Here is a 23,294-nt window from a genome sequence, read left to right as displayed (position 1 = left end):
GACCACTACCCATGCAGTACCGAGGATGTTTTATGATCTCCCAACGCAAAACCAGCCGCCGCGCCCTGTTACAGAAGGCATTTTATGCCTCCGCCGGTGCCAGCCTTGCGCCCCTGTTTGCGGCCTGCAATAGCAGCTCAAGCTCATCCGCCCCGAGCGCCGCACCTCTTGTACCCGCCAATTTAAGTGAGCTGAATATACCCCTAGGGCCTTTGGCGAATATCAGCGCACTGGGAGCACCGGATGCAGACACCCAGATCGCGATTCCAGCCGGTTTTTCAATTCGCGCTGTCGCCACCTCACAACTGCCTGTACAAACGCCGGGGGCACTAACCCCCTTTAGTAGTTACAACTGGCACCGCTTCCCCGATGGCGGCGCTTGCTACAGCCGCCCGGACGGAGGCTGGATCTACACCTCCAACTCGGAAGTACCCGCCATGCCGCTTGGTGGCTGCGGCGCCATTGCCTTTAACGCCAATGGCGAAGTCGACGACGCCTACCCCATCCTCACCGGCACCCGCCAGAACTGCGCCGGCGGCAAAACGCCATGGAATACCTGGGTATCCTGCGAAGAAGTCAGCGACGGCCTGTGCTACGAGTGCGATCCCTTTCAGGCGAGTGAAGGCGTCGCCAAACCCTCGCTCGGCAAATTCCCCCATGAGGCCATCGCGGTCGATCCGGTAAACAAGGTGATTTACCTAACCGAAGATACCGGCGACGGTCGCTTTTATCGCTGGATTGCCGATGCCAGTGACATCGATAGCAATGGCCGAATGGCCATGGAAAACGGCCGTCTGCAGGTGATGAATATCGCCGGCCTTGAAGATGGCGGTTACGAAACCGACGACAGCGCTTTGACCACCCTGCGACCGGTTACCTGGAAAGATGCCATCCGCCCGGAAGACGCCCAAGCCACCGTGCGCAGCGATATTGAACTGACCGGCGGCAAGGCACCCGGCACCGTGTTTGATGGCGGCGAAGGGCTTTGGTACTACGAACTGCCCGCCCCCGCCTCACCCGGCGTCAGCACCCCCGAGGGCGGCAGCGTGGATACCCGCGGCGTGGTGTTCTTCACCACTAAAGGCGATAACCGCGTCTGGGCACTGGATATTGAAAACCAGCTGGCCGAGCTAATCTTTGATAACAGCCAGATCGAACCGGACTTTGGCGATGTGGACAACCTGACCGTCAGCCCCTGGGGTGATGTGCTGGTGGCCGAAGACCCACCGTCCTCGCCCAGCTCACGCATTATGGTGGTTCAGCCGAATCGTCAGGCCATTCCGCTGGTGGAAGTGTTCCACTCCGGCTCGGAAATCTGCGGCCCGGCCTTCTCGCCTGACGGCTCGCGCCTGTATTTCAGCTCCCAGCGCCGCAACGGCGTGGGCGAGACCTACGAGTTGCGCCTGCCGGATGCCATCGTGACAAGCAATTGAACGTAGTAGCCGTTGACCCACTCAGTCAGCGGCAGGGAAATCCACCAGCGCGGTGTGGGTAATCACCAACCGCGCATCCAGCAATGCGGCGTCCCGGTGAAAGGTTTGAGCCTGATAATCCGGGTTGGTCAGCATCGCCTGAAAGGCCGCCATATCCGGGTAGCGCACCAGCAAGCACTCGTCCCAACTCTCGCCCTCAGGCGCAATAAAGGTCAGCTGCCCATCGCCCTGCCACACCGGGCGACCGCCAACTCCTTTCAGAATCTCGGCGATACCCGCGCCGTAGCGGGCATAGGCCGCGCGCCCGCTGCAGGCGTTTTGATCCGTGCGCTCACCATAATCCGCCTGCTCACGAAAACGCAGCAAGTTCAGCATATACACCGGCTGGTCTGCGGGCATGGCGAGCATGGCTTCAAATTGGGCACGAGTAGGATTGAGTACGGGCATAGCGGCCTCCCTGATAAATGAGCTTTGTTATTTTGCTGCCCTATAGTGCGACGAAGCCAACGTCCATACCACGGCATCACATGTCCGGGCCGGCACTAAGTCTCGACAAGCCGCAGCACTGTGACATTGATCAAATAACAGGCATAATTAGCGCCGTTACAATCCTGTAACCCACACCGTTGTTGAGGGATCGCCAACCGCCATGCTCAAAGATGTACTGTCCAACCTGCCCTGGCGGCGCCAGCAGGCCATCGTCTATATCACCACCCAGCAGCTGCGCGCCATTCACCTGCGCAGTCGCCGCGAAGTCACCCGCGCCCGTAATCACAGCCACCCCCGCAGCCTAGTTGAAGCCGTTGCCCCACTACAACAGGATCTCACTCACCTGTTCTCAGATGTATTCAGCTACAGCTGGGTAAAACCCGACGTAATTCTGTGCCTCGAAGGCTGCAATGAAGGCGGCTATACCCCGCTGGAAAAGGATGCCTTTCGGTCAGCGGCCCGCGGTGCCGGTGTGAGGCATATTTATCTTTCTTCCACCCGCATTGATGTGGATCGCGCTGTGGCGGTATTTGATGAAGAAGGGCTTCAGGCGGCAGGGGCTTAAGCTCGGTCACTGCCTGCCAAGCTTTTACTGCAAAATTACACTTTCAAACTCTCTGATAGCTTGAGGATAAACGCCTTGGGCTAGACCAGTCTATCTGGGTAGTATGACAGGCAACGAAAAATAATAATCAGCGGAAACAGAAAGGTACGACTCCAATGGGGACCATACTAAGAAATTTTAATGGGCGCCAATTTTAGAAAGTTAGAGACCTCCTTAATACGCTGCTATATTTCAGGGACGTTAGTGCAGTGTCATAGGGTTCCTGGAAAGAGCGGCTTCTAGCAAAAGCGATCTCTACAAAAAAGCACTCTAACAAAGGAGTTAATCCAATGACCCATACCGGCGGTTGTCACTGCGGAGCGATCCGCTATGAAGTTTCAGGAGAATCCCTGACCCATGCGCTTTGCCATTGTTCCGACTGCCGCCGCCATGCTGGTGCACCGATGGTAAGCTGGACGATGTACCCACAAGATGCTCTGAAAGTTACCAAGGGCACGCCGAAAATTTATGAGTCTTCCGAAAATGGTCGCCGCCAGTTCTGCGGGGATTGTGGCACGGGGCTGTTTTACGCCAATGAGCAGACGCTGCCGGGCTTGATTGATATTCAGAGTTCAACTTATGACGATCCGGAGAGCATTCCGGCTCGCATTCATATTCAGGTTGCTGAGCGTTTGAACTGGATGGAAAGGGCACACGAGCTGCCGACCTTTGATCGTTATCCGGCGATGGACTAAAGACAAAGCTTCAGATTTAAACAGCACGCTAAAGTAAATTCAGGGCCTGATCATTACCGAGTTAACTTAGTAAAGATTAGGCCCTGAGATGCGCCCAGTTACTGGACGCAGGTCCATTGCACAGTGCGATGAATCATCGGACCTAACGCATCTGTGCCGCCGTTGTAGTTATTCCAACTCCTTGTGTCGCGCTGCTCCGGCGTCAAACCGGTATTTTCGCAGCTGGTTGGCCCCTGACAGAAGCCACATACGCTGCCACAGGTTCCACCCCACACCCCAACAGTGCGATAGCCCAGCTCCAGGCAGATAAGTTCAGCATGATAGCGGCCACCGTTATCTGCTGAAATCCACGCACGATTCTCGTCGGCTTCACACACCACCCAAGGCGAGTTTGTTCCCGGATCAGTACCCGTGTCGCAAGCGGTCGGGTAAGTTACGTGATAGCCTTCGAGCGTATCCACGCGGCCCGATAGTGCATCAGCCTGCAAGCGCAAACCAGCAATCTGTGCAGCGAGATCATTCTGCAGACCCTCGAGAGTCTGCATTGAACTCATCGCGTTATCCAGCTCACTTTCCAAAGTCGTGATCAGAGCAAGCAAACCAGCATCGCCATTTTCGATCTGCGCTTCCAGATCGAATCGGGCTGCAGCGAGATCAGATCTCAACCCATCCACGTCTGATTGCAGTGCAGCAATACGCGCCTGAACATCGTCATAATCGGCTTGATACTGCTGTGCCAAGCCATCCAGATCTGCCCGTAATGCTGCGTCGCTGTTGATTAATTCTTCAATAGCATCTGTGTTATCGGATACTCGAGAACTGAGCCCAGCGATATCGCTGTTTATCTGAGTAATAGCGCTTTCAACCCCTTCCATGCGCTGTGTCAGCTGAGTAATTTCCTCCTGAATAATTTGAAATGGTCTGCCTTGTGGCAGGTTATCGCCAGACGACTTCCCTTTTCCGGCCCACAGCGGGCTAGACAGGCACAGGCTCAAGAAAAAACACAATAATTTCTGTTTATTCATTGATTTGCGTATTCCTTTATCAGAATTGGTTAATTGGTTACTACTGCCGCTACTGCACGCTAAGTAACTTAGTCACTGATTGGAGATTGCGGCATAAGTACATGCCGAAGTGGCGCAATGGGGAAAATCGTCTAGCGCAACGCATCGACACTGTATGGGTGACTCTGACGAGACCTCAGGCCCCACCCAACTGGTTGATGCCCTGATCAGGACCATTGCGTATAGTTATCGATCTAGCGTGCCGCGGCCTCTACAACAGCCGATTCTTGGTTTGCACGCAGCTCAGGTTCGGCAGCTCTGCGCTGCCTGACTGCCAGATTTATGATTAACCCTGAAATCTCAAGGTGACTCCGTTGACTGAAACACACTCCGCCATTTGCCGCATTTGCCCCGCTTACTGTCAGATCATTGCCCATGTGGAAGACGGCAAGTTAACCAAAGTGACCGGCGACAAGGATGACCCTTACTTTCAGGGTTATACCTGCCCCAAAGGGCGAGCGCTGCCCGAGCAGCACAACAATCCGAACCGGCTACTGCACTGTAAAGTTCGCAATACGGATGGCGGCTTTGACACGATAGCCAGCGAAACGGCAATGGATGAAGTCGCCAGCAAACTTCAGGCGATTATCGAACAGCACGGCCCTCGGGCGGTTGCCGTGTATGGCGGCACTGGACAGGTTTCATCACCAGTCGCGCCATCGGTAGCGGTTTCCTTTCTGATGGGTATCGGCTCACCGATGCACTTCACTTCCAGCACTATCGACCAACCGGGCAAGCATATCGCGATGGCAGCCCACGGTTTATGGAATGCCGGTGAGGTCAGTTTTGACAGCGCAGACAGCTGGATCGTGGTGGGGGCGAACCCCGTTATTTCCAAAGCCAGTGGCGCACCGGGCAACAACCCCGCCAAACGCCTGAAAGATGCCCAGCAGCGCGGCATGGCGTTGATTGTGATCGACCCCCGCCAAACAGAAACTGCCAAGCGCGCCCACATTCACTTGCAGGCTAAACCCGGCGAAGATCCTGCGGTGCTGGCGGGCCTCCTGCACGTGATCATCAACGAAGAACTCCACGACAAGGCCTTTGTTGCGGAAGACGTTGAAGGCTTTGCTGCGCTGAAAGAGCACGTTCAGCCCTACAACCCGGACTATGTTGCCGAGCGAGCCGATATTTCTGCCGAGCAATTGATTGAAGCCGCGCGCGTCTATGCTGCGGCAGTCGGCAAGCAAGGGCGCGGTGGCGCTGTCACCTTAGGCACCGGCCCCAATATGTCCTTGCACGGCAGCCTGAGTGAATATTTGGGCTACTGCTTGATGTCGGTGTGCGGTTACTGGCCGCGAGAGGGAGACACGGTTACCAAACCCAATGTACTAACGCCGGCCTATGTGGCAAAAGCCCAAGCCCGACCACCCTACAAGGGCTGGGATTACCCCGAGAAAATGCGCGTGCGGAACTTGTCGAAAACCGCGAGCGGCATGCCCACCGCCGCGCTGGCCGATGAAATGCTGCTGGAGGGCGAAGGGCAGGTACGCGCCCTTATTTGCCTTGCCGGCAACCCAATGATGGCTTGGCCTGACCAAGCCAAAACCTACAAGGCACTTCAAAATCTCGATTTGCTTGTGGTGCTGGACCACCACATGACGGCCACCGCCGAGCTGGCGCATTATGTGATTCCACCGAAACTTTCACTGGAAACACCCGCCACCACGCAGTTGTGTGAATCCAACAAACACTACGGCTATGGCTTGGGTTTTGATCAGCCCTACGCCAGCTATGCACCCGCGATTGTCGAACCGCCGGAAGGCTCAGACGTGGTAGAAGAATGGGCATTCTTCTACGGCCTTGCACAGCGCATGGGCCTGACCTTGTTCGTGGCCTCGCAAAGCGGCTGGGACAAGTTTCAGGAAAGCGATCCGGCCTTTGGACTGCTGGACATGGAGAACAAACCCACCACCGACGATCTGCACGAGATTCTCACCAGTAACGCGCGCGTTCCGCTCGCTGAGGTAAAGAAACATCGCGGTGGCAAAATCTACGACGTACAGGAAACCGTGCAGCCCAAGGACCCCGGCTTTGAAGGCAAGCTCTGTGTCGGCAATGACATGATGATGGCCGAGCTTGATGAGGTGTATCGCGAAACAGAAAGCGCAGAGCAGGACTACCCGTTCAAATTAATTTGCCGACGCTTGAATACGGTGATTAACTCCGGCGGCCGGGAAATCGTGAAAGGCTCTACCAAAAACTACAATCCTGCGTTCATGCATCCTGCAGATATGGAAGCGTTGGGCCTGCAGGATGGGGATGAGATCAACATTTCCTCACCGCATAACCGCATTCGCGGTATCGTCGAGGCGGATGGGTCCTTGCGCAGAGGCCTGGTTTCCATGCCCCACGCTTTTGGCGGCAATCCGGGAACGGACGACGACAAGGTTCGCGAAGTGGGCAGCAACACCGGGCGACTGGTGTCAGTGGAAAAACGCTACGACCCGCTTACCGGCATACCGCAGATGTCGAATATTCCTGTGCGGGTGAATCGCTGCTGAGCGCTTGATAGCGCTCAATTAACGCAACGGCAACTGCATATGAAAGGTGGTGCCGACATCGACGCCTGAGGTCACTGCAATGTGACCTTTGTGGTGCTCGGTCACGATAAAGTGCGAGTACGACAGGCGATGCTCTACCGGGCTCGCCGGCCGATCTGAGGTGTTCGAGAAGAAGGGCTCAAAGATATCCTGCTGCTCTTCCGGCGACAGGCCGATCCCGTTGTGCTGAATCTTGACCCACACCGCTTCGTAGAACTTACCAACCTCCACATTAATCGCCGGCACATAACCGGAGGTCTGTTGTGCCTTTTGGCTGATGGCGTAGTAAGCGTGGCGCAGCAGCCGCAAAAAGACCTGCTGCATTTCACTGGCGTAGCAGGGAATCATCGGCACATCTTTGCCGTAATTGCGACGCACCGCAATATCGGTAAACCGCAGGCCGTTAGGTGTTGCATACAAGGTACCCGCCAAGGTCAGGCTGTGATCGAGCAGCTCGGCAATATTTGCCGGCGCCTTGTTACCGCGATGGCTCGCGGCAAAATCCAGCAGGTTGTGAACAATCGCTGTGGCCTGCTCGCCGCTTTGCTGCGCTTTTTTCACAACCGGCGTGAGCGCCTGACGCTGAGCCTGCTCCAGATCGTTTAATTGGTCGCTGATATTGTTTACCGCGCTGCTGATGCTTTTCAGCGGGATATTAATATCGTGCGCCATGGCGGACGCGAGTTCGCCCATGGCCGACATTTTGTTGCGCTCGACCAGCTGGTTTTCAGCTTTTATCTGCTTGGTAATATCATCTACCAGAATCACAAGGCCAGTGTCAGCGCCATCGGCCAGTGCGTAAAGGGTGATATCGAAATAATACTGCCCGCGCTGACTGTGCTTGATGGTCATGGTCTGTTTGGTTTGCAGCACCTTGTCGACCTGTGCCTGACTCACCGTAATCGTCGGGTAGGCTTCCCACAGATTGAGCCCCATGACGGTATCGGCCGGGCGGCCGGTAATTTTTTCAGCAAAGTGGTTCCATTGCGTTACCTCTAGTTTGCTGTTCAAGCCGATCAGCATAATGGGCATGGAATCGACAATGCTCGTGACATAGGCTTCGCTGTGCGCGAGCTGGGCCGTCGTCGCTTCAAGACTCGCGGTACGACGCGCCACCCGATCTTCCAGAGTGGCCTTGATTTCGGTCAGCTCGCGATTGGAGCGGGCGGCACGGCGGTGAGCAAAGAACAGAAAGCCGGAGATGATCAGCAGGGTAATAATCAACACGCCGCTGGAAAAGTTTGCCACGTACTGCCAGTTGGTCTCTCCCTCTTCGTCTTTAAAGGGCGAGCGCACACTGGCCTGTGCCAGGGTGCCAAGGCAAAACGTCAAACAGGCAAAAAACAGCTTTCTAGTCGTCGCTTTCACTTTACCGCTCTTTCAATACCACGTGTGGGGGTTAGGTCTGGCTGCGGGCGATTTTAGCAGGATTACAAGGGGCTTGCTTGATCTGGGTATCAAGCAAAAAGAAAAGGATGCAGCCCCGGCGCGCGGGGCTGAGATACAAACTGACAGGGCCTAGCGCGGGGTATCAAGCTCCACCGCCATTCCCGGCATATGCACCTGATAGAGATCCAGACGGCGATCCTTGAGGTTCATCACCGTGCCTTCGTTATGCAGCACTTTGAGTTTGTCCAGGTCGAGGTCCGAGAACAGCAGCATCTCGGTATTGGGGGTGGCTTCGTTCAACACCGCATCGTGGGGGAAGGCGAAGTCTGAGGGGGTCAGCACCGCCGACTGGGCGTATTGCACGTCGAGGCTGTCGACCTGAGGCAGGTTGCCAACGCTACCCGCAATCACCACATAGCATTCGTTTTCAATCGCGCGGGCCTGAGAGCAGTGGCGTACTCGCAGGTAACCGTTTTTGGTATCGGTCCAGAAGGGTACAAACAGAATTTCCACATCCTGCTCCGCCAGCAGGCGGCCGAGTTCGGGGAATTCACAGTCGTAACAAATCAGGATGGCGATCCGGCCCGCATCGGTATCAAACACTTTCAATTTGTCACCGCCAACCATTACCCAGTCCCAGCGCTCGTGGGGAGTCATGTGCAATTTGCGCTGCTCGCCCACGGTGCCATCGCGGCGACAGAGGTAGGAGACGTTGTAGATTTTGTCGTCTTCCAGCAGCGGCATCGAACCGGTAATGATATTGGTGTTATAGGACACCGCCATGTGCGACATCTTGTCGCGAAAGAGTTCGGTGAACTTGGCCAGATAGCGAATGGCTTCCACCTGACGGTCATCGTCGGCGAGGCCCATCAGCGGCGCATTAAAAAACTCCGGAAACAGAATAAAGTCGCTCTGGTAATCAGAGACCGTATCGACAAAGTATTCTACCTGCGACAACAGTTCTTCGGCTGAACTCACGCTCCGCATCTGCCATTGCACCGCGCCCACCCGCACGGTGGTGCGCGGGGTTTTCAGTACCGCTTCTTCCGGGGTGAAGAAAATATTGCTCCACTCCAGCAAGGTCGCGTAACCCACCGACTGTTCGTCTTCCGGCAGGTACTTGTGCAGTAAGCGGGTAACCTGAAAATCGTTCGACAGCTGGAAGGTCAGGATGGGATCGTAAATCTGTTTGTGGTCGACCTTTTCAATATATTCGGCCGGCGACATTTCATCCTGATGCTTGTGGTAATTCGGGATGCGCCCGCCCGCCAGAATGGCGCGCAGGTTGTACTGGCGACACAATTCCTTGCGCGCGTCATACAAACGGCGCCCAAGGCGAAAGCCGCGATAGTCCGGGTCGATCAATACATCGAGCCCGTACATGGCATCGCCCTTGGCGTTGTTGAGGATCTGGTTGCGATGGCCAATCAGATCATCGTAGGTATGGGGGTTACTGAACTGCTCGTAGTCCACCTGTACTGTGAGGGCCATGCCCACCAGCTTGTCGCCGTCGACAATACCGATCTGCCCTTCGGGAAAATCCTTGATCAGTTTGGCGATGGTGGTCTTTTCCCAGGCGCCGCCGATGTCGTGGTAAACGCGATCCATCAGATCCTTGATCTGAGGGTAGTGATCCATCGACAGGTTACAGATTTCAAGCTGCGGTGTTTCGCTGCTCACGGTGAATACTCCAGTTTCGATAGTCCAGGTCAGAAACGGGGGGCTCAAAAGTGAGCCCCGTAAAGGCTAGCCAGCTTACAGATTTTCCTCTGCAAACGCGGCCAGACGCGACCGCTCAATACCGTTTACGTGCATAATACCGGCATGAGCGAAGTGTTTGCTCTTTTCGACCAGATAGGTCAGGCCCGAGGTGAGCGGAGAGATGTATTTGTTGTCGATCTGCGCAAGGTTACCCAACACAATAATCTTAGAGTTACCCCCCACCCGCGTAATAATCGACTTCAACTGAAACTGAGTCAGACCCTGCGCTTCATCGATAACGATATAGGCATTGTTGAACGAACGACCGCGCATAAAGTTCAGTGACTTGAACTGAATATTGGCCTTGTCTTTCACGTACTCAATGCTGCTGAAAGGCGACTCGTCGTTGCCGTGAAGCACTTCCAGGTTATCGTCGAAGGCCGCCAGCCACGGCGCCATTTTTTCTTCCTCGGTGCCGGGTAGAAAACCGATATCTTCGGCGATGGGCGGGGTCGAACGCGCCACAATCAGTTTGTCGTAACGGCGCTCTTCCAGAATGGCGTGCAGGCCATAGGCCAGCGCGATCAGAGTTTTACCCGAACCAGCCGGCCCCGTTAGCACCGTCATATCGATGTTCTGTTGCTGGATCAGGTAAAAGGCCATGGCCTGTTCCATGTTGCGCGGCTTCAAGCCCCAGATGCGCTGATGCATCAACTGATCGCGACTGAGATCAACCAACTCAATGATGTTCTCGCTTACGCTGCGCACATGACCGACAAAGTCTTTGTCATCGAGCAGAAACTGGTTCACATGAGCATGGGGCACATGGGCGCGATCTATTTGATGCAAGGTCAGTGCACCATCGCGACTGGTTTCGACGCTTTCAATGCGCTGCCAGAAATCCCCTTCAATATGTTCATAGCCTTTGGCCATGTACTCGATGTCTTCAAGCACCCGGTCGCGGCGGTAGTCCTCAACATTGGTCAGCCCGGAGCCCTTGGCCTTGAGCCGCATGTTGATGTCTTTCGTCACCAGACACACATAGTCATCGGGCCGGGTGGCCTGCAGGTGCATGGCGACGTTGATGATGCGGTTGTCATTGGTCTGGTGCACCGAACCATCCAGATAGGGCGCGTCGCTATCGTGACTGATCAGCTGGTCGGCAAAAATGGCCAGCGTGCCGTTGCGACCATCCGGACGACTGGAGGGAATCTCTACCCCCGCCTGAATCGCTGATGGCGAGGCATTAAACAGAATTTTGTCGATGGCCTGTATGGCAATCCGCGCTTCGCGACTGACGTCTTTGTCACGCCGATCCTTGATGGCATCCAGTTCTTCCAGAACGGTCATGGGAATGATGACTCGATGCTCGTGAAACGCGTTCAGAGCCATCGGGTCGTGAAGGAGCACGTTGGTATCCAGTACAAACAGTTTTTCCATAAGGCACTCTCATGGTGGGCCGGCGGGCCTGATGCGGCAGCGGGGCCATGAATACACGCGCTTTAATTAGCGCAAACGGAGGAGATACAGGATCAAACTGAAGTGAGGGGCGAGCGCGAAGGCCCGTGCTTGGGTATGGCGAATCAACTACTAACAAATGTCACATCCATTTCTGCCATGCCTCGATTATTAAAACCCGGAGCGCCTTCTGTCAAATGTTCTTTCGCTGAGCGCAGACTGTTCCCGTCTTGGTCACAAAATGACCGTTGTATGGGCAGCAAATGCCATTGTTCAATCAACGGCGACGACCCTAGAATTCAAGCCCATACGTCATTGCGAGCGCAGTGAAGCAATCTGCAGGCTATGGCGGTGGCATCATGAGTTTGCCGCGTCGCTCCTCGCAATGACCGCGCTTTGGAATAGAAGTGTCTTAACAACAAACACAAATAACACACTGACTGGAAGGGAGAATCCCATGGCTTTTGAAGGCAAAACCGTGCTCATCACCGGCGGCGGCAGCGGCATGGGCCGACTGGCGGCCCGCAATCTGGCGGCGGCCGGTAAAGACGTCGCCATTTTTGACGTGAACCCGGAAGGGCTGGCGGAAACCGCCACCGGGCACACCGGCATTCACCACTGGGTGGTGGATATCACCGATGAGAACGCCGTGCACCAGGCGGTGAAGGAAGTGGAAGAAAAGCTCGGCCCCATCGACCGGCTATACAACTGCGCCGCCATCATGCCCTTCGGCAAAATTCTGGAGCACGACGCCGGCGTGATGAAAAAAATGATGGAAATCAACTACAACGGCCTGATTCATATCACTCAGGCAGTGCTGCCCGGCATGGTCGCTCGCGGTAAAGGCGACTTTATCAGTTTCGCCTCAATGGCCGGCCTTTTGCCCACCATGCTGACCGGTGGTTATTCCGCTACCAAGGCGGCAGTGGCCATGTTCACCGAAATTCTCTACCACGAGAACATCAACAGCGGCGTGCGCTTTGCCTGCGTGTGTCCGCCCACCACCAATACGCCGCTGCTGAATCAGGGCAAGGAAACCGCGTGGCCCAAGATGCTGGATCAAGGCACCCTGCTGGATCCGCAAGACGTGCTCGATGCGATAGACAAGGGCCTAGAAAAGGGCAAATTCTGGATATTCCCCAACCGCGACTCTCGTATCGGCTACCTGATGCGTCGCTTCGCGCCGGGCCTGATCTGGAAGCAGGTACACCAAGTCGAAGGCTTCTAAACACCCCCGGTGGAGTTTGGCAATGCGCCAAATTCCACCTGACTTCCCCCGCCATATCCGCTAGTCTATCGCTCCTTTCGCAACAGCTTTTTGGTATCACATGCTCAATCAGGATTCCCTGCAGCAACTCAAACAACTCAAGAAGGAAATTCACGATTCTGTCGAGCGTGTAGAAGGCGTAGTTCGCGGCAGCCAGGGCCGTTTTGGCTTTGTGCGTCTGGAAGACAAGCGCGATGTCTTCCTGCCCCCACCGGAGATGCAAAAGGTGTTTCCCGGCGACCGGGTGCGCATTGCCATTCACCAGCAGAAAGATGGCAAGCAGGCCGGCGAGATCGAGAAGCTGGTAGAGAGCCCGCTGGATACCTTTATCGGCCGCTATGTGGTGCGCGGCAAGGCGCACTTTGTTGAGCCTGATATTCTCTATTTCAATCGACTGTTGTTTATTCCGCCGTCTGAGCGCAAAAAAGCGCAACCCGGCGACTATATTCAGTGTCGAGTCAAACGCCATCCGATTCGCGACGGCAAGTCGCTGGTCGAAATCACCGATACCATTGGCAGCGCCGATGCGCCCGGCATTGAAGCCGCGCTGACCCTGCGCAAGTTTGGTCTGCCCAGTGAGTGGCAGGAGGCGGATATTGAAGGCTTGGTAGACGATCAGTACGCCGACGAGCGCAAGGATCTGACCCATATTCCCTTCGTTACCATCGACTCGCCGGAATCCCGCGATCTGGACGACGCCCTTTTCGCAGAGTGCACCAACGCCGGCTGGCGGCTGATGGTAGCCATTGCTGACCCCTGCGCCTTGATTGCGCCGGGAAGCCCGCTGGAGAAGGCGGCCCTGTCGCGCAACAGCTCGGTCTACATGCCGGGCAAAGTATTGCCGATGCTGCCGGAAGTGATCACACAGGAGCGCTGCTCCCTGCTGGCCGGCGAAACCCGCCCCGCCATCGTGTGCGATATCGAAACCGATTCGCAGGGCGAAATCAGCCGCTTTGAATTTATTAAAGCGACGGTGCGCTCTTCCGCCAAGCTGAATTACGCGGAAGTAGCCGCCCACCTGCGCGGCGACCAGCAACTGGAGCACGCGGCACTGAACCCGCTGAAACAAGTGCTGGACACTCTGCTCAGTCGGCGCCGTGAAAAACATCTGGTGATGGACGATCGTCCGGATTACCGCCTGATTCTCAACGACGCCGGCAAGATCGAACAGATTCGCAAAGTCGAGCGCAACGATGCTCACCGTCTGGTAGAAGAGTGCATGCTGGTCACCAACCGCTGCGCCGCCGAAACCCTGCGCGAGCAGCCCGCCCTGTTTATGGCGCACCGCGGCGTGCGCGAAGATCGGGTGGAAAACATTCAGACTCTGCTCGGCGAATTCGCCCCGGAACTGAAAGATCTGCCGTTCACAGAACTGAAAGCCTTTATCGAGCTGCAACACCAATTGGCGAATCGCGACAGCGACCGCCCCCTGCGCAGCATCATCAGCCGTATGCTGGAGCGCGGCGAGTGGAGCGTCGACGCCAAGCCCCACCACGGTCTCGGTTTCTCCTGCTACACCAACTGCACCTCACCCCTGCGCAAGAGCATGGACTTTATGGTGCAGCGTTGCCTGCATGCCAAGCTTTCCGGCCAGCCACTGCCAACCATCGACAGTGAGTGGACCGAGCACCAGCAGGAGTTGCTGCAACGCAACCGGCAGGCGGTGCATCAGGTCGAGCAGATGTTGAAGTGCCAATACATGGCAGACCGCAAAAACGAAACCTTCGCCGCCCGCATTGTGCAGGTGGCCGGTGGCGGCTTTACCGTGCGCCTTGATGAGACCGGTATAGAAGGTTTTGTGGACGTGCGCACCATTGAAGGCAAGCTGAGTTTTGATCCGGTAAGTCTGCGCCTGTTTAACGACGACAAACTGTTCCAGCTGGATCAGGACGTGCAGGTCACTATCGACAAGATCGACGATGGTCGCCATCGCTTGTTCTTTAAGCTGGCATAAGGCTCAAGCTTGACTACAGCCCCTCACCTGGGCCGGGCTTTCCCCTCGTAAGGAATGCCAAACCGCTCGCGGTAGTACATTAGCTTGTCGTCTACCGCGGCTTCGTTCAGGCCAAAATCTTCCAAGCGATAATTGTGCGCGCCGTGCTTGTGCTGAGCATTGCTGTCCAGCCAGTTCTGCATATTGGTGAGCGCAGTCTCCGTCAGCGGAATCTTCAGAAAATCGTAAATCCCGCCAATGGCTGAGCGCCAGTCGCGATTGATATCTGCATACAGCACATCGGTCTGCTGTTCAGCGGGCACGGTTTCGCGCACCTTCAGGGTTTTGCGCAACATAGAATCCGTCTTGCCCAACCATTCGCGACCCACCCAATGCGGATCGACCTGATCGGTATCGCGCACGATGGCATTCCAGGTCATGGAGCAGGCCGAACCCACCGCCTTGATCGGATCGCGGTGTGAACAGATTAGTCTGGCGTCGGGGAATACCTTCATCAGCGCGTCCAGATCCTGCATATGCTGCGGCGTTTTCAGCACCCAGGGGCGATCGTCGTCCTTGCGCCACCAGCTGACGATTTTCATCAGCCGCACCATGTACTCGTAGGCGTAGGTCTGATCGTGCTGCATCAGCCAATCGGCAAAGCTCGGCACATAGGTCATCACTTCAAACAGCTGACTGGAGAAGGCGTGCTGAATCAGCCCCACCTCCTCTTCCACTTCATGAGCACCCAAGGGGTGAACCGTCGCCATTTGCGGGCTCATGTAGAGCACCGCCTTCAGCCCCTTTTCAATGGAGGTAATGCGCGGATCGCGCTCGGCATCCCAGGAATCCGGCCAGGGCACCGGGTTAACGGTTTCCCAGGAGGTAAGGTGCAAAAAGCCCGGATCAGAGGCCAGCAAGCGATGCAGTCGAGTCGTCCCTGAGCGGGCCAGACCAACCACCACCACCGGCGCCTTGATCTCTCGCTCCAGAATCTCCGGGTGCTTCTTGATCAGCGCCTCCGCCCATACCCGGTGCCTGAGAATTCTCAGGATGGAGATTCGCGTTAGCATTCGGCCAGCCGGATTAAGGTTCGCCTCTTCGTTCAGGCAGCGGCACAGCAGCTTGTAGGGCTCGAGAAAGCGCGAATCACCAAAGTCTGACAGCCCAGTCTCACGGCGAATGGTATCGAGCATTTCATCAGCGTCGAGGCTGACGCGGCCCAGCCCACAGGCGTTCGCTGCACGCCACAGTCGATTCAGCACGCGGATGGGAAGGCGGTGGTAGGCGGTCGCCGGTGGCAAGCCGCCGTTTGTATGCAAAGTCATGGTAAATTAGCGCTCTCTATCGATTATTGTCATGACGCCAGATAATTAACGTAATATATACGATAAATAAGGGAAGTCAAAAGCTCCATGCCCAAAACCCCTGCTGCACGCAGCCGCGGTCGCCCCGCCAAGCTGTCTCGCGACCAGATTCTCGACTGTGCGCTGAAGCTGATTGAACGCTCACCCGGTCAGAAAATCACCATGACCGGCGTGGCCAAGGCTTTGGGTACGGCCCCCATGAGCCTGTATACCCACGTCAAACACCGCGACGACCTGATGGATGGCATTGCCGAAAAGGTTATGGGGCAGATCGATCTCGAGCTCGATCCGACAGCGCCGTGGGAAGACGGCGTTCGCGAGTGGCTGAATCGCTGCCACAAGCACCTGTCCGGCTACCCGCAGGTGGTACCGCTGCTGCCCGAGGGCAATCGTATTCCCCCGAGCTGGCTGCGGGTGCACGCGCCGCTGATTGAATGCCTGCACCGCGCCGGCTTCCGCGATGCCGCATTAGCACAGGCCTCGCAATGGGTTGCCCACCAGTTGTTAAGCGCGCTGGTCATGACCATGGCGCGCCCCAAAAGCATCAACATGCAAAAACAATTGAATGCCGCACTGGGTGCCATCAGTGCCGAGCAGCAGGCGATTTTTAAGGAGATCCTGCCCCACGTAACGCCCGACCGCAAACTCTTTCCCTATAGCGTCGAGCAGATTATTCTCGCGCTGAAAGCCCGGCTGGACGCTCGCTAACATGCCAAACAGCGTTACCCTCTGCGCAGACAATCTGGTCGCCCACCGCGGCTGGCAGCGGCGCTACCCCGAGAACACCCTGCTGGCGGTCGACAAAGCCATTGGCGCCGGCGCGCGGCATGTGGAAATCGATGTGCAATTCAGTGGCGACGGTCGCGCGGTGGTCTTTCACGACCCGGATCTGTTTCGTAAATGTGGTGATCCGCGCGAAGTGTATTCACTCACACTGAACGAGTTGATCACCGTGAAAATCTCTGCCGCCGATCGCCTCGGCAGCAACGAGACCGATACCGTTATCAGCAGTCTGGAAGATGTGGCCCTGCTGGTCAGCGATTATCCAGAGGTAACGCTCTACGTCGAAATCAAAAAGGAGATCCTCGAGCACTTTGCCAACACCACCGTGCTCGACGAGCTGGAACGCTCGCTGGCCTGCTGTTTTGACCAGATCATTCTGATCAGCTTTGACTACGGTATACTCCACGAGGCTGCCGCACTGGGCTGGCGCGTCGGGCCGGTACTGGAACAGTGGCAGGATCTCCACGATGCGGCGCTGATGCCGGCAAACTCGAGCTGTGTATTTCTCGATTACAAAATTGTTCCACCCGGTACCACGTTGCACGACGCGCCTTTTCCCTGTGTACTCTATGAAATAGACGAGCCGCAGCTGGCTCGAGACTGGCTGGGAAAAGGCGCCACAAAAATAGAAACCTTTGCCATCGGAGAAATGCTGGCATCAGAGGTCACAACAGGCTGAAGTTCTGGGAGCAGTAAGGAATGCTGACAACGGAAGTTGCTGTCATCGGCGGCGGTATACAGGGCGCGGGAGTTGCCCAGGCAGCCGCGGCTGCAGGTTACGAGGTCATGCTGTTCGAAAAATCGGGCTGGGGCGCTGCCACCTCCAGCAGTTCCAGCAAGCTGATTCACGGCGGTCTGCGTTATCTCGAATCCGGCGACATCAAACTCGTCTACGAAAATCTGGCCGAGCGAGAGCTGTTGCTGCGCAACGCTCCCGAGCTGGTAAAACCGACGCCGTTTTATATTCCGGTTTACAAAAATAGCACCCGCCCGGCCTGGCAGATTCAGATCGGTTTGCTGCTCTACCGTTTGCTGGCACGCTTTACCCGCACCTCGGAATTTCACCGCCTTGATCCCCGCGCCTGGCGCTATCTGGATTCACTTCAGATCAATGACCTGCGCGCGGTGTTTCAATACTGGGATGCCCAGACCGACGACCGGCTGCTGACCCGCGCGGTGGTTAAATCCGCAATGGAACTCGGCGCCAAGGCCTTTTGCCCGGCAGAACTGGTCAAGGGTGAGGCCCTGGAAGACGGTTATAAGCTGCTGCTGAAAATAAAAGGCAAACCGGTGTACTGCCATGCCAAAACCGTGGTTAACGCTGCTGGCCCGTGGGTCAACGAGGTTCAGGAACGCCTCGACTCCACCCTGCCCCAGGCCGATATCACACTGGTGCGCGGCAGCCATATCGTGATTCCGGGTACGCTGGTAAAAGGCATCTACTACCTGCAGTCGCCCATCGACAACCGCCCCCTGTTTGCCATGCCCTGGCGCGACAATATTCTGGTGGGCACCACCGAGGCCGAGCACACCGGCTCGCTGGATGAGATCAGCGCCAGCCCCGCCGAAATTGACTACCTTCAGCGCAGTTTCGCTCACCACTTCCCGGGTAAAAACACCGAGGTATTGGAGAGTTTTGCGGGGGTTCGGGTTTTGCCGACGGGCGATAGCACCACCAACAAGCGGAGTCGCGAGACCATCTTTGTCACCGATCTGGAACGAGCCGTTTTGGAAAACGGCTCGGCAGACCATGGCGACGAACAAACGGCAAAAGAAAAAACCGCGCGCACGCTGGCAATTTACGGCGGCAAACTCACCGGCTATCGCCTCACCGGTGAGAAAGCGCTGGAGAAGCTGCGGCCCACGCTAGGTGAGCGGGAGCCGGTCGCCGATACCCGCAGCTTAACGATCAAGCCAGCGTAAAGCGCTCGCCAACAATCTCTTCCGACAAGCTCCAGAGCCGCTCGGCGGCCTGCTCATCCAGCGCATAATCCGCGTAACCGGATGCCGGAGTACTCTCGTTCACGGGTTCACCGATCTGGCAGTCCTCCAAGTACAAACCACCCTTACCTTCCAGCTCCGGCGCGGTTGCCGCCCATACGCTGGTCGCGGCGCCCTGCTCCACTGATTTAAACTCAAACCCGCTTTCATGGGCCTGCGAACCAAAGCTTTCAAAGTCTGCTTCGGTCATATGACGGCCGAGGTTGGTCATGATGGCGCCAGGGTGCACGGCATTCGATGCGATACCGCGCCGGGTCAGGCCCAGCGAAAACCAGATGTTGGCGGTTTTCGCCTGTCCGTAGGCATTCCACTTGTCATAGTCGCGGTGGTTGTAATGCGGGTCGTCAAAATCCACCGGCGCATATTTATGCCCCGCTGAGCTCAGGTTCACCACCCGCGGTGACGGCGATTTTTTCAGGGCCGGCGCAATCAGGCAGGTAAATAGAAAGTGACCGATATGGTTGGTGCCAAATTGCAGCTCGCAGCCCTCCCGGGTGCGCCCCAGCGGGCAGGCCATAATGCCGGCATTATTGATCAGCAGATCAATCTGCGCCTCGCGTGCCAGCAGCTCAGCCGCGGCGCTGCGCACCTGGTCTAGCTCGCTGAGCTCCAGCACCAATGTGGCGAATTCGGCGCCCGGCACCGCTTCTTGCAAGGCCTCGCAGGCCTCCGCTGCCTTTTCCTCACTGCGCGCCGTGATGATTACCCGCGCGCCGATACTCGCCAGTACACGAGCCGTTTCGAAACCCAACCCCGAAGAGGCGCCGGTCACCAACGCTACCTTGCCTCGGAGATTTTTGCCCTGCGCCACTTCTTCGGCTGTTGTCTTGCCATTGAATGCTGTCATAAACCTGCCGTTAGCCCCTAAAAGTAAAAACCAGAAATTAAAAAACTGCCTGTATTACAACGATTTAACCCACCAGACATCATTACCGATGGATTAACCGTAGCTAACAGCCCTGACATGCGACTGCTATACCATTGATTTAAAAGCAATAAAAATTCATAAACCGTATAAATTTCAGGACATAAATGGCCCTTGGGACCAATATCCGGACACCGCGCTGTAAGCGAAATAAACCGGCAGATCCGTAGACTTATCAGTGTCGAAAACAGGACTACTCAGGAGCCAACCATGAACCCGACAACGAGCACTTACGCTTCAGACATTGCTGAAAACACTGCCAAGTTCAGCGTGCTCTCCATCCTGGTCACCGGTTTTATTTACTGCATCGCGCTGTTGGTCTGATCCCCACAGATCAATCGATGTTTTCCCCCGCACTGCGGGGGATTTTTTTTTAAGGCCATGCTACGCTCGTGCCCGATTTGCCGGGAGACCACCATGAGCGATTTAGACCGACATAACTACGTTTTGCTCAGCACGCGCAAAAGGGACGGCAGCTTTGTTGATACGCCGGTCTGGTTTGCCAAAGAGGGCAATCAGGTTTTCATGTTCTCGGCAGGGGATGCCGGAAAAGTAAAACGCCTGCGCAACTTCTCTGAGATTCGCCTCGCACCCTGCACGGTTAGCGGCAAACGGCTTGGCGACTTTGTGCCCGCAACCGCGACACTGGTAGAAGGTGAAAAAGCCGAGGAGGCTCACCGCCAGCTCGTCAAAAAATACGGCTGGCAAATGCGCCTCCTCGATATGGGCGCCCGCCTTGGCAGGCGCATCAACACCCGCGCTTTTATACAGGCCGAGCTGAGCTAGCCAGCACTTCGGTTCGGGGCGACGGGGTTGCCCCACTCTTCAGCAAGTAGCGCAGCGAGTGGTCGGAACTGTTGGCCAACTGCTCGCGCAAACAATCTTCAATCGTCGCCAGCGCCTTCTGCATCCGCTCCTGAGTCTCGTAGTAAGGAACACCAAAACGGAGCAGCTGACGCTCTCGCCCGTCACGACCTCTATCCTTGATGCATTTGCAGTGCACTTTGTGCGCATTCATCGCATCGTAAAGCGGATAGGGATCGAAATTCACGAATGACAGCGAGAACATGCCGTTGGCACCGGGCACACCCAAGTGCGGTTCCAGCAAGCGGAAACGGATGCCGTGACTGCGCAGCATATTGCTCAAGCGCACCCGGAAATACAGGGCAAGGTCAGCGCTGCGCTCGCGCAGGCGCTCGGCACCCAGCTGACGGTAGAGACGGAAGCAGGCGAGCAGCCCAGCGTAGAGAGAGAAGTCGAGCCCGCCCGACGGAGAAAACCCGAAATCCTTGCCACCTTTCGCCAAAGGCTCACCCGACCAGTTCAACGCACCGACACGACGACGGAAACGCTCGTTGGTCCATAACAGCCCGGTACCGCGCGGACCGAATAGCCATTTGTGACAGCTGCCGAACACCACATCGGCGTGCTCAAACTCGGGTGCAATCACACCCAGTGACTGCGAGACATCCAGCAGCGTACTGGCACCCGGCCGCAGCTCGCTGATGTCTTTCATCCACTGAGCTACCGGCAGCGCCTGCCCGGTATCGTAGGTCACGTGAGAGAACAATGCGATATCCGGCTTGAATCCGGCGACCAGAGCACGGAAGGCTTTCGGGTCGCGAATTTCCTTATCCGACAGATAACAGATACGGAATTCCGGCATCCGCTCGAAGGCGCCAATACCCCCCACGTGTTCATTCATCGTCGTCAGCACTCGCAGCGGTCGGCTCATCTGGCCACCCAAGCGGGCAAAGGCTAAAGCCAGAAGGTTTGAGGTTTGCGATGCACTCCCCACCAGTTGCAACTCATGGTCGTCACTCGGCCACAATGCCGACGCTTCGGCGCGGGCTTCTTCATAAACCTCGCGACCGCGCCGGTATTGATCAAGCGGTTGCGCCAGCAGATCCGGCGACTGTGCCTTGCGAATTTCCTGCAACACCGCTTCTGAAGGTGAACCCAGCGTGCCGGGATTCAGATTGAGGTGCTCGTAGGGAAACTGTTCGCGTCGAAAGATTTCCCAATCGTCTTCGGTCTGCAGTACCGGTGCTCTTTTGCGACGCACATTCTGTTGCGGCAAGGCCACAACCACATTGTCCTCTTTCTTCTGGCGGCGTTTTTTGCTCTCGCCCTTTCCGGCACCTTGCCAGGAATTGCGCGGTGCAAACAGGGAACGATCGATACGCTCGCGGTGCTGACTAAGCATCACAAAGGCGCGGTGGACCACATCACGCATATCGGTCTGTTTCAGATGGCTATCGACATAGGCACTTTCAATTTCGAAAGCCATCTTCGCCTCTACCTGTTCAGCACGCGGGTCAAAGCGACCGCGCTGTACCGTGACCTTCAAACCTTCACGGCGCGCACTGCCTACGATAGCGTCGGCCAGCTCGTTAACAGAAAAACTTTTTTCGGTGACGTGGTTAATCACGCGATGCTGCGCTTTTTCCGGCACATCAGACCACAGTGCCGCGAGCGAGGTGATAGCATCGTTCAGCGCCATGAGACCGGTACGCTGGTTACCGGTGCCGTAAACGGAGAGCGGCTCACCGCAGAGCGCCTGGGCAATAAAGCGATTGGCCACCGTACCAAAACACTCGTCGTAATCGACACGGGTATATAGCTCCGGGTGACCTTCCATATCTTCAGTCCAGGTACCGAACACGGTGGACTGCATGATGTCGGTAACCCGAAGCCCCCAGTGCTGGCAGGCAATCGCGATGTAGTTGGTGTCGTTAATTTTTGAGGCGTGATAAAAATCATCGGCCCTACGGGGATAGGGAATCGCCGTCGACGCGGCGCGACCTCGGTATACCGGTTTGAAATAGCCTTCAGCGATATCGATCCCACCCTTGGCGTACTCACCAAAGGTACCAAGTTTGATCACATGGCAATCTGGCACATATTCGCGCACCGCCCATAGCAGACGCATATTGCCCTCTTCATTGTTACGTAAGGTCAACAGCGCCTCATCAACACCGCGCATCGAATAGGGCGCGGAGCACTGTTGGGCAAGATGGTAAATAGCATCGGGGCGTCGTTCTTCAATCAGAAATTCCAGAGCTTCGGAATTCACATCCATATGGATGAAATCCATGTTCCGAATACCGTGAACGCGCTTGGCGGCCCACAGCCGCTGCTTCATTTCGAGGATGGGGAGAATGCTGTCCCCACCCACATCTCGAACCAGTCGTCGACGCAAAAAGTTGTCTACCATAACGATCTGACGATCAGGGTTCTGCCTCGCTAAACGCAGGCTTAACGGCCATCCCAAATAACCATCTGCTCCCAACACGAGGATGGGCGATTTTTTTGGCTGCGACATAGATGCCTCCCAGCTCTGTTTGATTGTTAACAGCTCAGGTGTATCTGCAATGCCAACCTAGGCTGCTGCGTGATGATGTACGTCGAAATTGACGACTCAAAAAAATCGAGTAATGGTGGATGAGCAACATGCGTGCCAAACATTCTGATACTTAAAAACATGGGGTTTCAGGCGCTTTGAGGAATGTAGAGCGAAAGCCAGCCTTCGAATTCGTTGCCGTTTTGCGACAGGACTTGGGCGGATTTTTATAAGTTATTGAAAGTTGGGAATCTGGCGCTGTAACTCATTAGCGACGTCAGAATATTAATGCAAACAAT

At 56.1% G+C, this 23,294-nt stretch carries 18 protein-coding genes; 10 read left to right on the top strand and 8 right to left on the bottom strand.

The window, feature by feature from the left end; all coding sequences use genetic code 11:
* The first annotated feature begins 32 nt into the window (after window positions 1–32).
* Window positions 33–1,433, top strand: coding sequence for an alkaline phosphatase PhoX (locus tag FHR99_RS09175; protein ID WP_183410357.1), 1,401 nt, complete (start codon window positions 33–35; stop codon window positions 1,431–1,433).
* A gap of 21 nt (window positions 1,434–1,454) precedes the next feature.
* Here the strand turns inward: FHR99_RS09175 and FHR99_RS09170 are convergent, their stop codons facing one another.
* A complete protein-coding gene (locus FHR99_RS09170; protein ID WP_183410356.1) occupies window positions 1,455–1,880 on the bottom strand; it encodes a DUF1330 domain-containing protein in 426 nt (141 codons plus the stop codon).
* A 202-nt stretch (window positions 1,881–2,082) separates the two neighbouring features.
* Between FHR99_RS09170 and FHR99_RS09165 the strand changes: the two genes are divergently transcribed.
* Both FHR99_RS09165 and FHR99_RS09160 read left to right on the top strand, forming a co-directional pair.
* On the top strand, window positions 2,083–2,487 hold the full coding sequence (locus tag FHR99_RS09165) for a hypothetical protein (RefSeq protein WP_183410355.1): 405 nt from the start codon (window positions 2,083–2,085) through the stop codon (window positions 2,485–2,487).
* Between the two features lie 329 nt (window positions 2,488–2,816).
* Window positions 2,817–3,221, top strand: a complete 405-nt coding sequence (locus tag FHR99_RS09160; RefSeq protein WP_183410354.1) for a GFA family protein — start codon at window positions 2,817–2,819, stop codon at window positions 3,219–3,221.
* 98 nt (window positions 3,222–3,319) lie between these two features.
* Here FHR99_RS09160 and FHR99_RS09155 read toward each other — a convergent pair whose 3' ends face one another.
* Window positions 3,320–4,246 (bottom strand): hypothetical protein, encoded by a 927-nt coding sequence (locus tag FHR99_RS09155; protein WP_183410353.1) that lies wholly within the window; start codon window positions 4,244–4,246, stop codon window positions 3,320–3,322.
* A gap of 344 nt (window positions 4,247–4,590) precedes the next feature.
* Between FHR99_RS09155 and FHR99_RS09150 the strand changes: the two genes are divergently transcribed.
* Complete coding sequence (locus FHR99_RS09150) at window positions 4,591–6,789, top strand: molybdopterin-dependent oxidoreductase (protein WP_183410352.1); 2,199 nt, start codon at window positions 4,591–4,593, stop codon at window positions 6,787–6,789.
* 18 nt (window positions 6,790–6,807) lie between these two features.
* On the opposite strand, the gene FHR99_RS09145 is transcribed toward FHR99_RS09150, so the two are convergent.
* The 3 genes from FHR99_RS09145 to FHR99_RS09135 form a co-directional block, all read right to left on the bottom strand.
* Complete coding sequence (locus FHR99_RS09145; protein WP_343067492.1) at window positions 6,808–8,196, bottom strand: two-component system sensor histidine kinase NtrB; 1,389 nt, start codon at window positions 8,194–8,196, stop codon at window positions 6,808–6,810.
* A gap of 150 nt (window positions 8,197–8,346) precedes the next feature.
* Window positions 8,347–9,855, bottom strand: a complete 1,509-nt coding sequence (locus FHR99_RS09140) for a carbon-nitrogen hydrolase family protein (RefSeq protein WP_221200475.1) — start codon at window positions 9,853–9,855, stop codon at window positions 8,347–8,349.
* A 117-nt stretch (window positions 9,856–9,972) separates the two neighbouring features.
* A complete protein-coding gene (locus FHR99_RS09135) occupies window positions 9,973–11,358 on the bottom strand; it encodes a PhoH family protein (protein ID WP_183410350.1) in 1,386 nt (461 codons plus the stop codon).
* A 475-nt stretch (window positions 11,359–11,833) separates the two neighbouring features.
* Here FHR99_RS09135 and FHR99_RS09130 point away from each other — a divergent pair, with 475 nt between their 5' ends.
* Complete coding sequence (locus FHR99_RS09130; protein ID WP_183410349.1) at window positions 11,834–12,604, top strand: SDR family NAD(P)-dependent oxidoreductase; 771 nt, start codon at window positions 11,834–11,836, stop codon at window positions 12,602–12,604.
* A gap of 100 nt (window positions 12,605–12,704) precedes the next feature.
* Window positions 12,705–14,597 (top strand): VacB/RNase II family 3'-5' exoribonuclease, encoded by a 1,893-nt coding sequence (locus FHR99_RS09125; protein ID WP_183410348.1) that lies wholly within the window; start codon window positions 12,705–12,707, stop codon window positions 14,595–14,597.
* A 23-nt stretch (window positions 14,598–14,620) separates the two neighbouring features.
* On the opposite strand, the gene FHR99_RS09120 is transcribed toward FHR99_RS09125, so the two are convergent.
* Complete coding sequence (locus tag FHR99_RS09120; RefSeq protein WP_183410347.1) at window positions 14,621–15,904, bottom strand: sulfotransferase family protein; 1,284 nt, start codon at window positions 15,902–15,904, stop codon at window positions 14,621–14,623.
* An 87-nt stretch (window positions 15,905–15,991) separates the two neighbouring features.
* On the opposite strand from FHR99_RS09120, the gene FHR99_RS09115 reads away from it, so the two are divergent.
* From FHR99_RS09115 to FHR99_RS09105, 3 genes are read left to right on the top strand one after another with little or no spacing between them, the layout of a single operon-like run.
* The gene (locus FHR99_RS09115; RefSeq protein ID WP_183410346.1) at window positions 15,992–16,651 is read left to right on the top strand and encodes a TetR/AcrR family transcriptional regulator; all 660 of its coding nucleotides are present in this window, start codon (window positions 15,992–15,994) and stop codon (window positions 16,649–16,651) included.
* Window position 16,652: 1 nt separating this feature from the next.
* Entirely contained in the window at window positions 16,653–17,405 is a 753-nt protein-coding gene (locus FHR99_RS09110) for a glycerophosphodiester phosphodiesterase family protein (protein ID WP_183410345.1), read from the top strand.
* A gap of 20 nt (window positions 17,406–17,425) precedes the next feature.
* Entirely contained in the window at window positions 17,426–18,649 is a 1,224-nt protein-coding gene (locus FHR99_RS09105; protein WP_183410344.1) for a glycerol-3-phosphate dehydrogenase/oxidase, read from the top strand.
* On the opposite strand, the gene FHR99_RS09100 is transcribed toward FHR99_RS09105, so the two are convergent.
* Complete coding sequence (locus tag FHR99_RS09100; protein ID WP_183410343.1) at window positions 18,636–19,574, bottom strand: SDR family NAD(P)-dependent oxidoreductase; 939 nt, start codon at window positions 19,572–19,574, stop codon at window positions 18,636–18,638. The two genes, FHR99_RS09105 and FHR99_RS09100, sit on opposite strands and share 14 nt — an antisense overlap.
* Window positions 19,575–20,069: 495 nt before the next feature.
* On the opposite strand from FHR99_RS09100, the gene FHR99_RS09095 reads away from it, so the two are divergent.
* Window positions 20,070–20,438, top strand: a complete 369-nt coding sequence (locus tag FHR99_RS09095) for a PPOX class F420-dependent oxidoreductase (protein ID WP_183410342.1) — start codon at window positions 20,070–20,072, stop codon at window positions 20,436–20,438.
* Here FHR99_RS09095 and FHR99_RS09090 read toward each other — a convergent pair.
* Window positions 20,416–22,977 (bottom strand): aminotransferase class V-fold PLP-dependent enzyme, encoded by a 2,562-nt coding sequence (locus FHR99_RS09090; protein WP_183410341.1) that lies wholly within the window; start codon window positions 22,975–22,977, stop codon window positions 20,416–20,418. The genes FHR99_RS09095 and FHR99_RS09090 overlap by 23 nt on opposite strands.
* Window positions 22,978–23,294 lie beyond the last annotated feature (317 nt).

This window comes from Litorivivens lipolytica, from assembly GCF_014191715.1.
Taxonomy (GTDB): Bacteria; Pseudomonadota; Gammaproteobacteria; order Pseudomonadales; family Spongiibacteraceae; genus Litorivivens; species Litorivivens lipolytica.
This window is presented reverse-complemented; position numbering and strand designations above follow the sequence as displayed.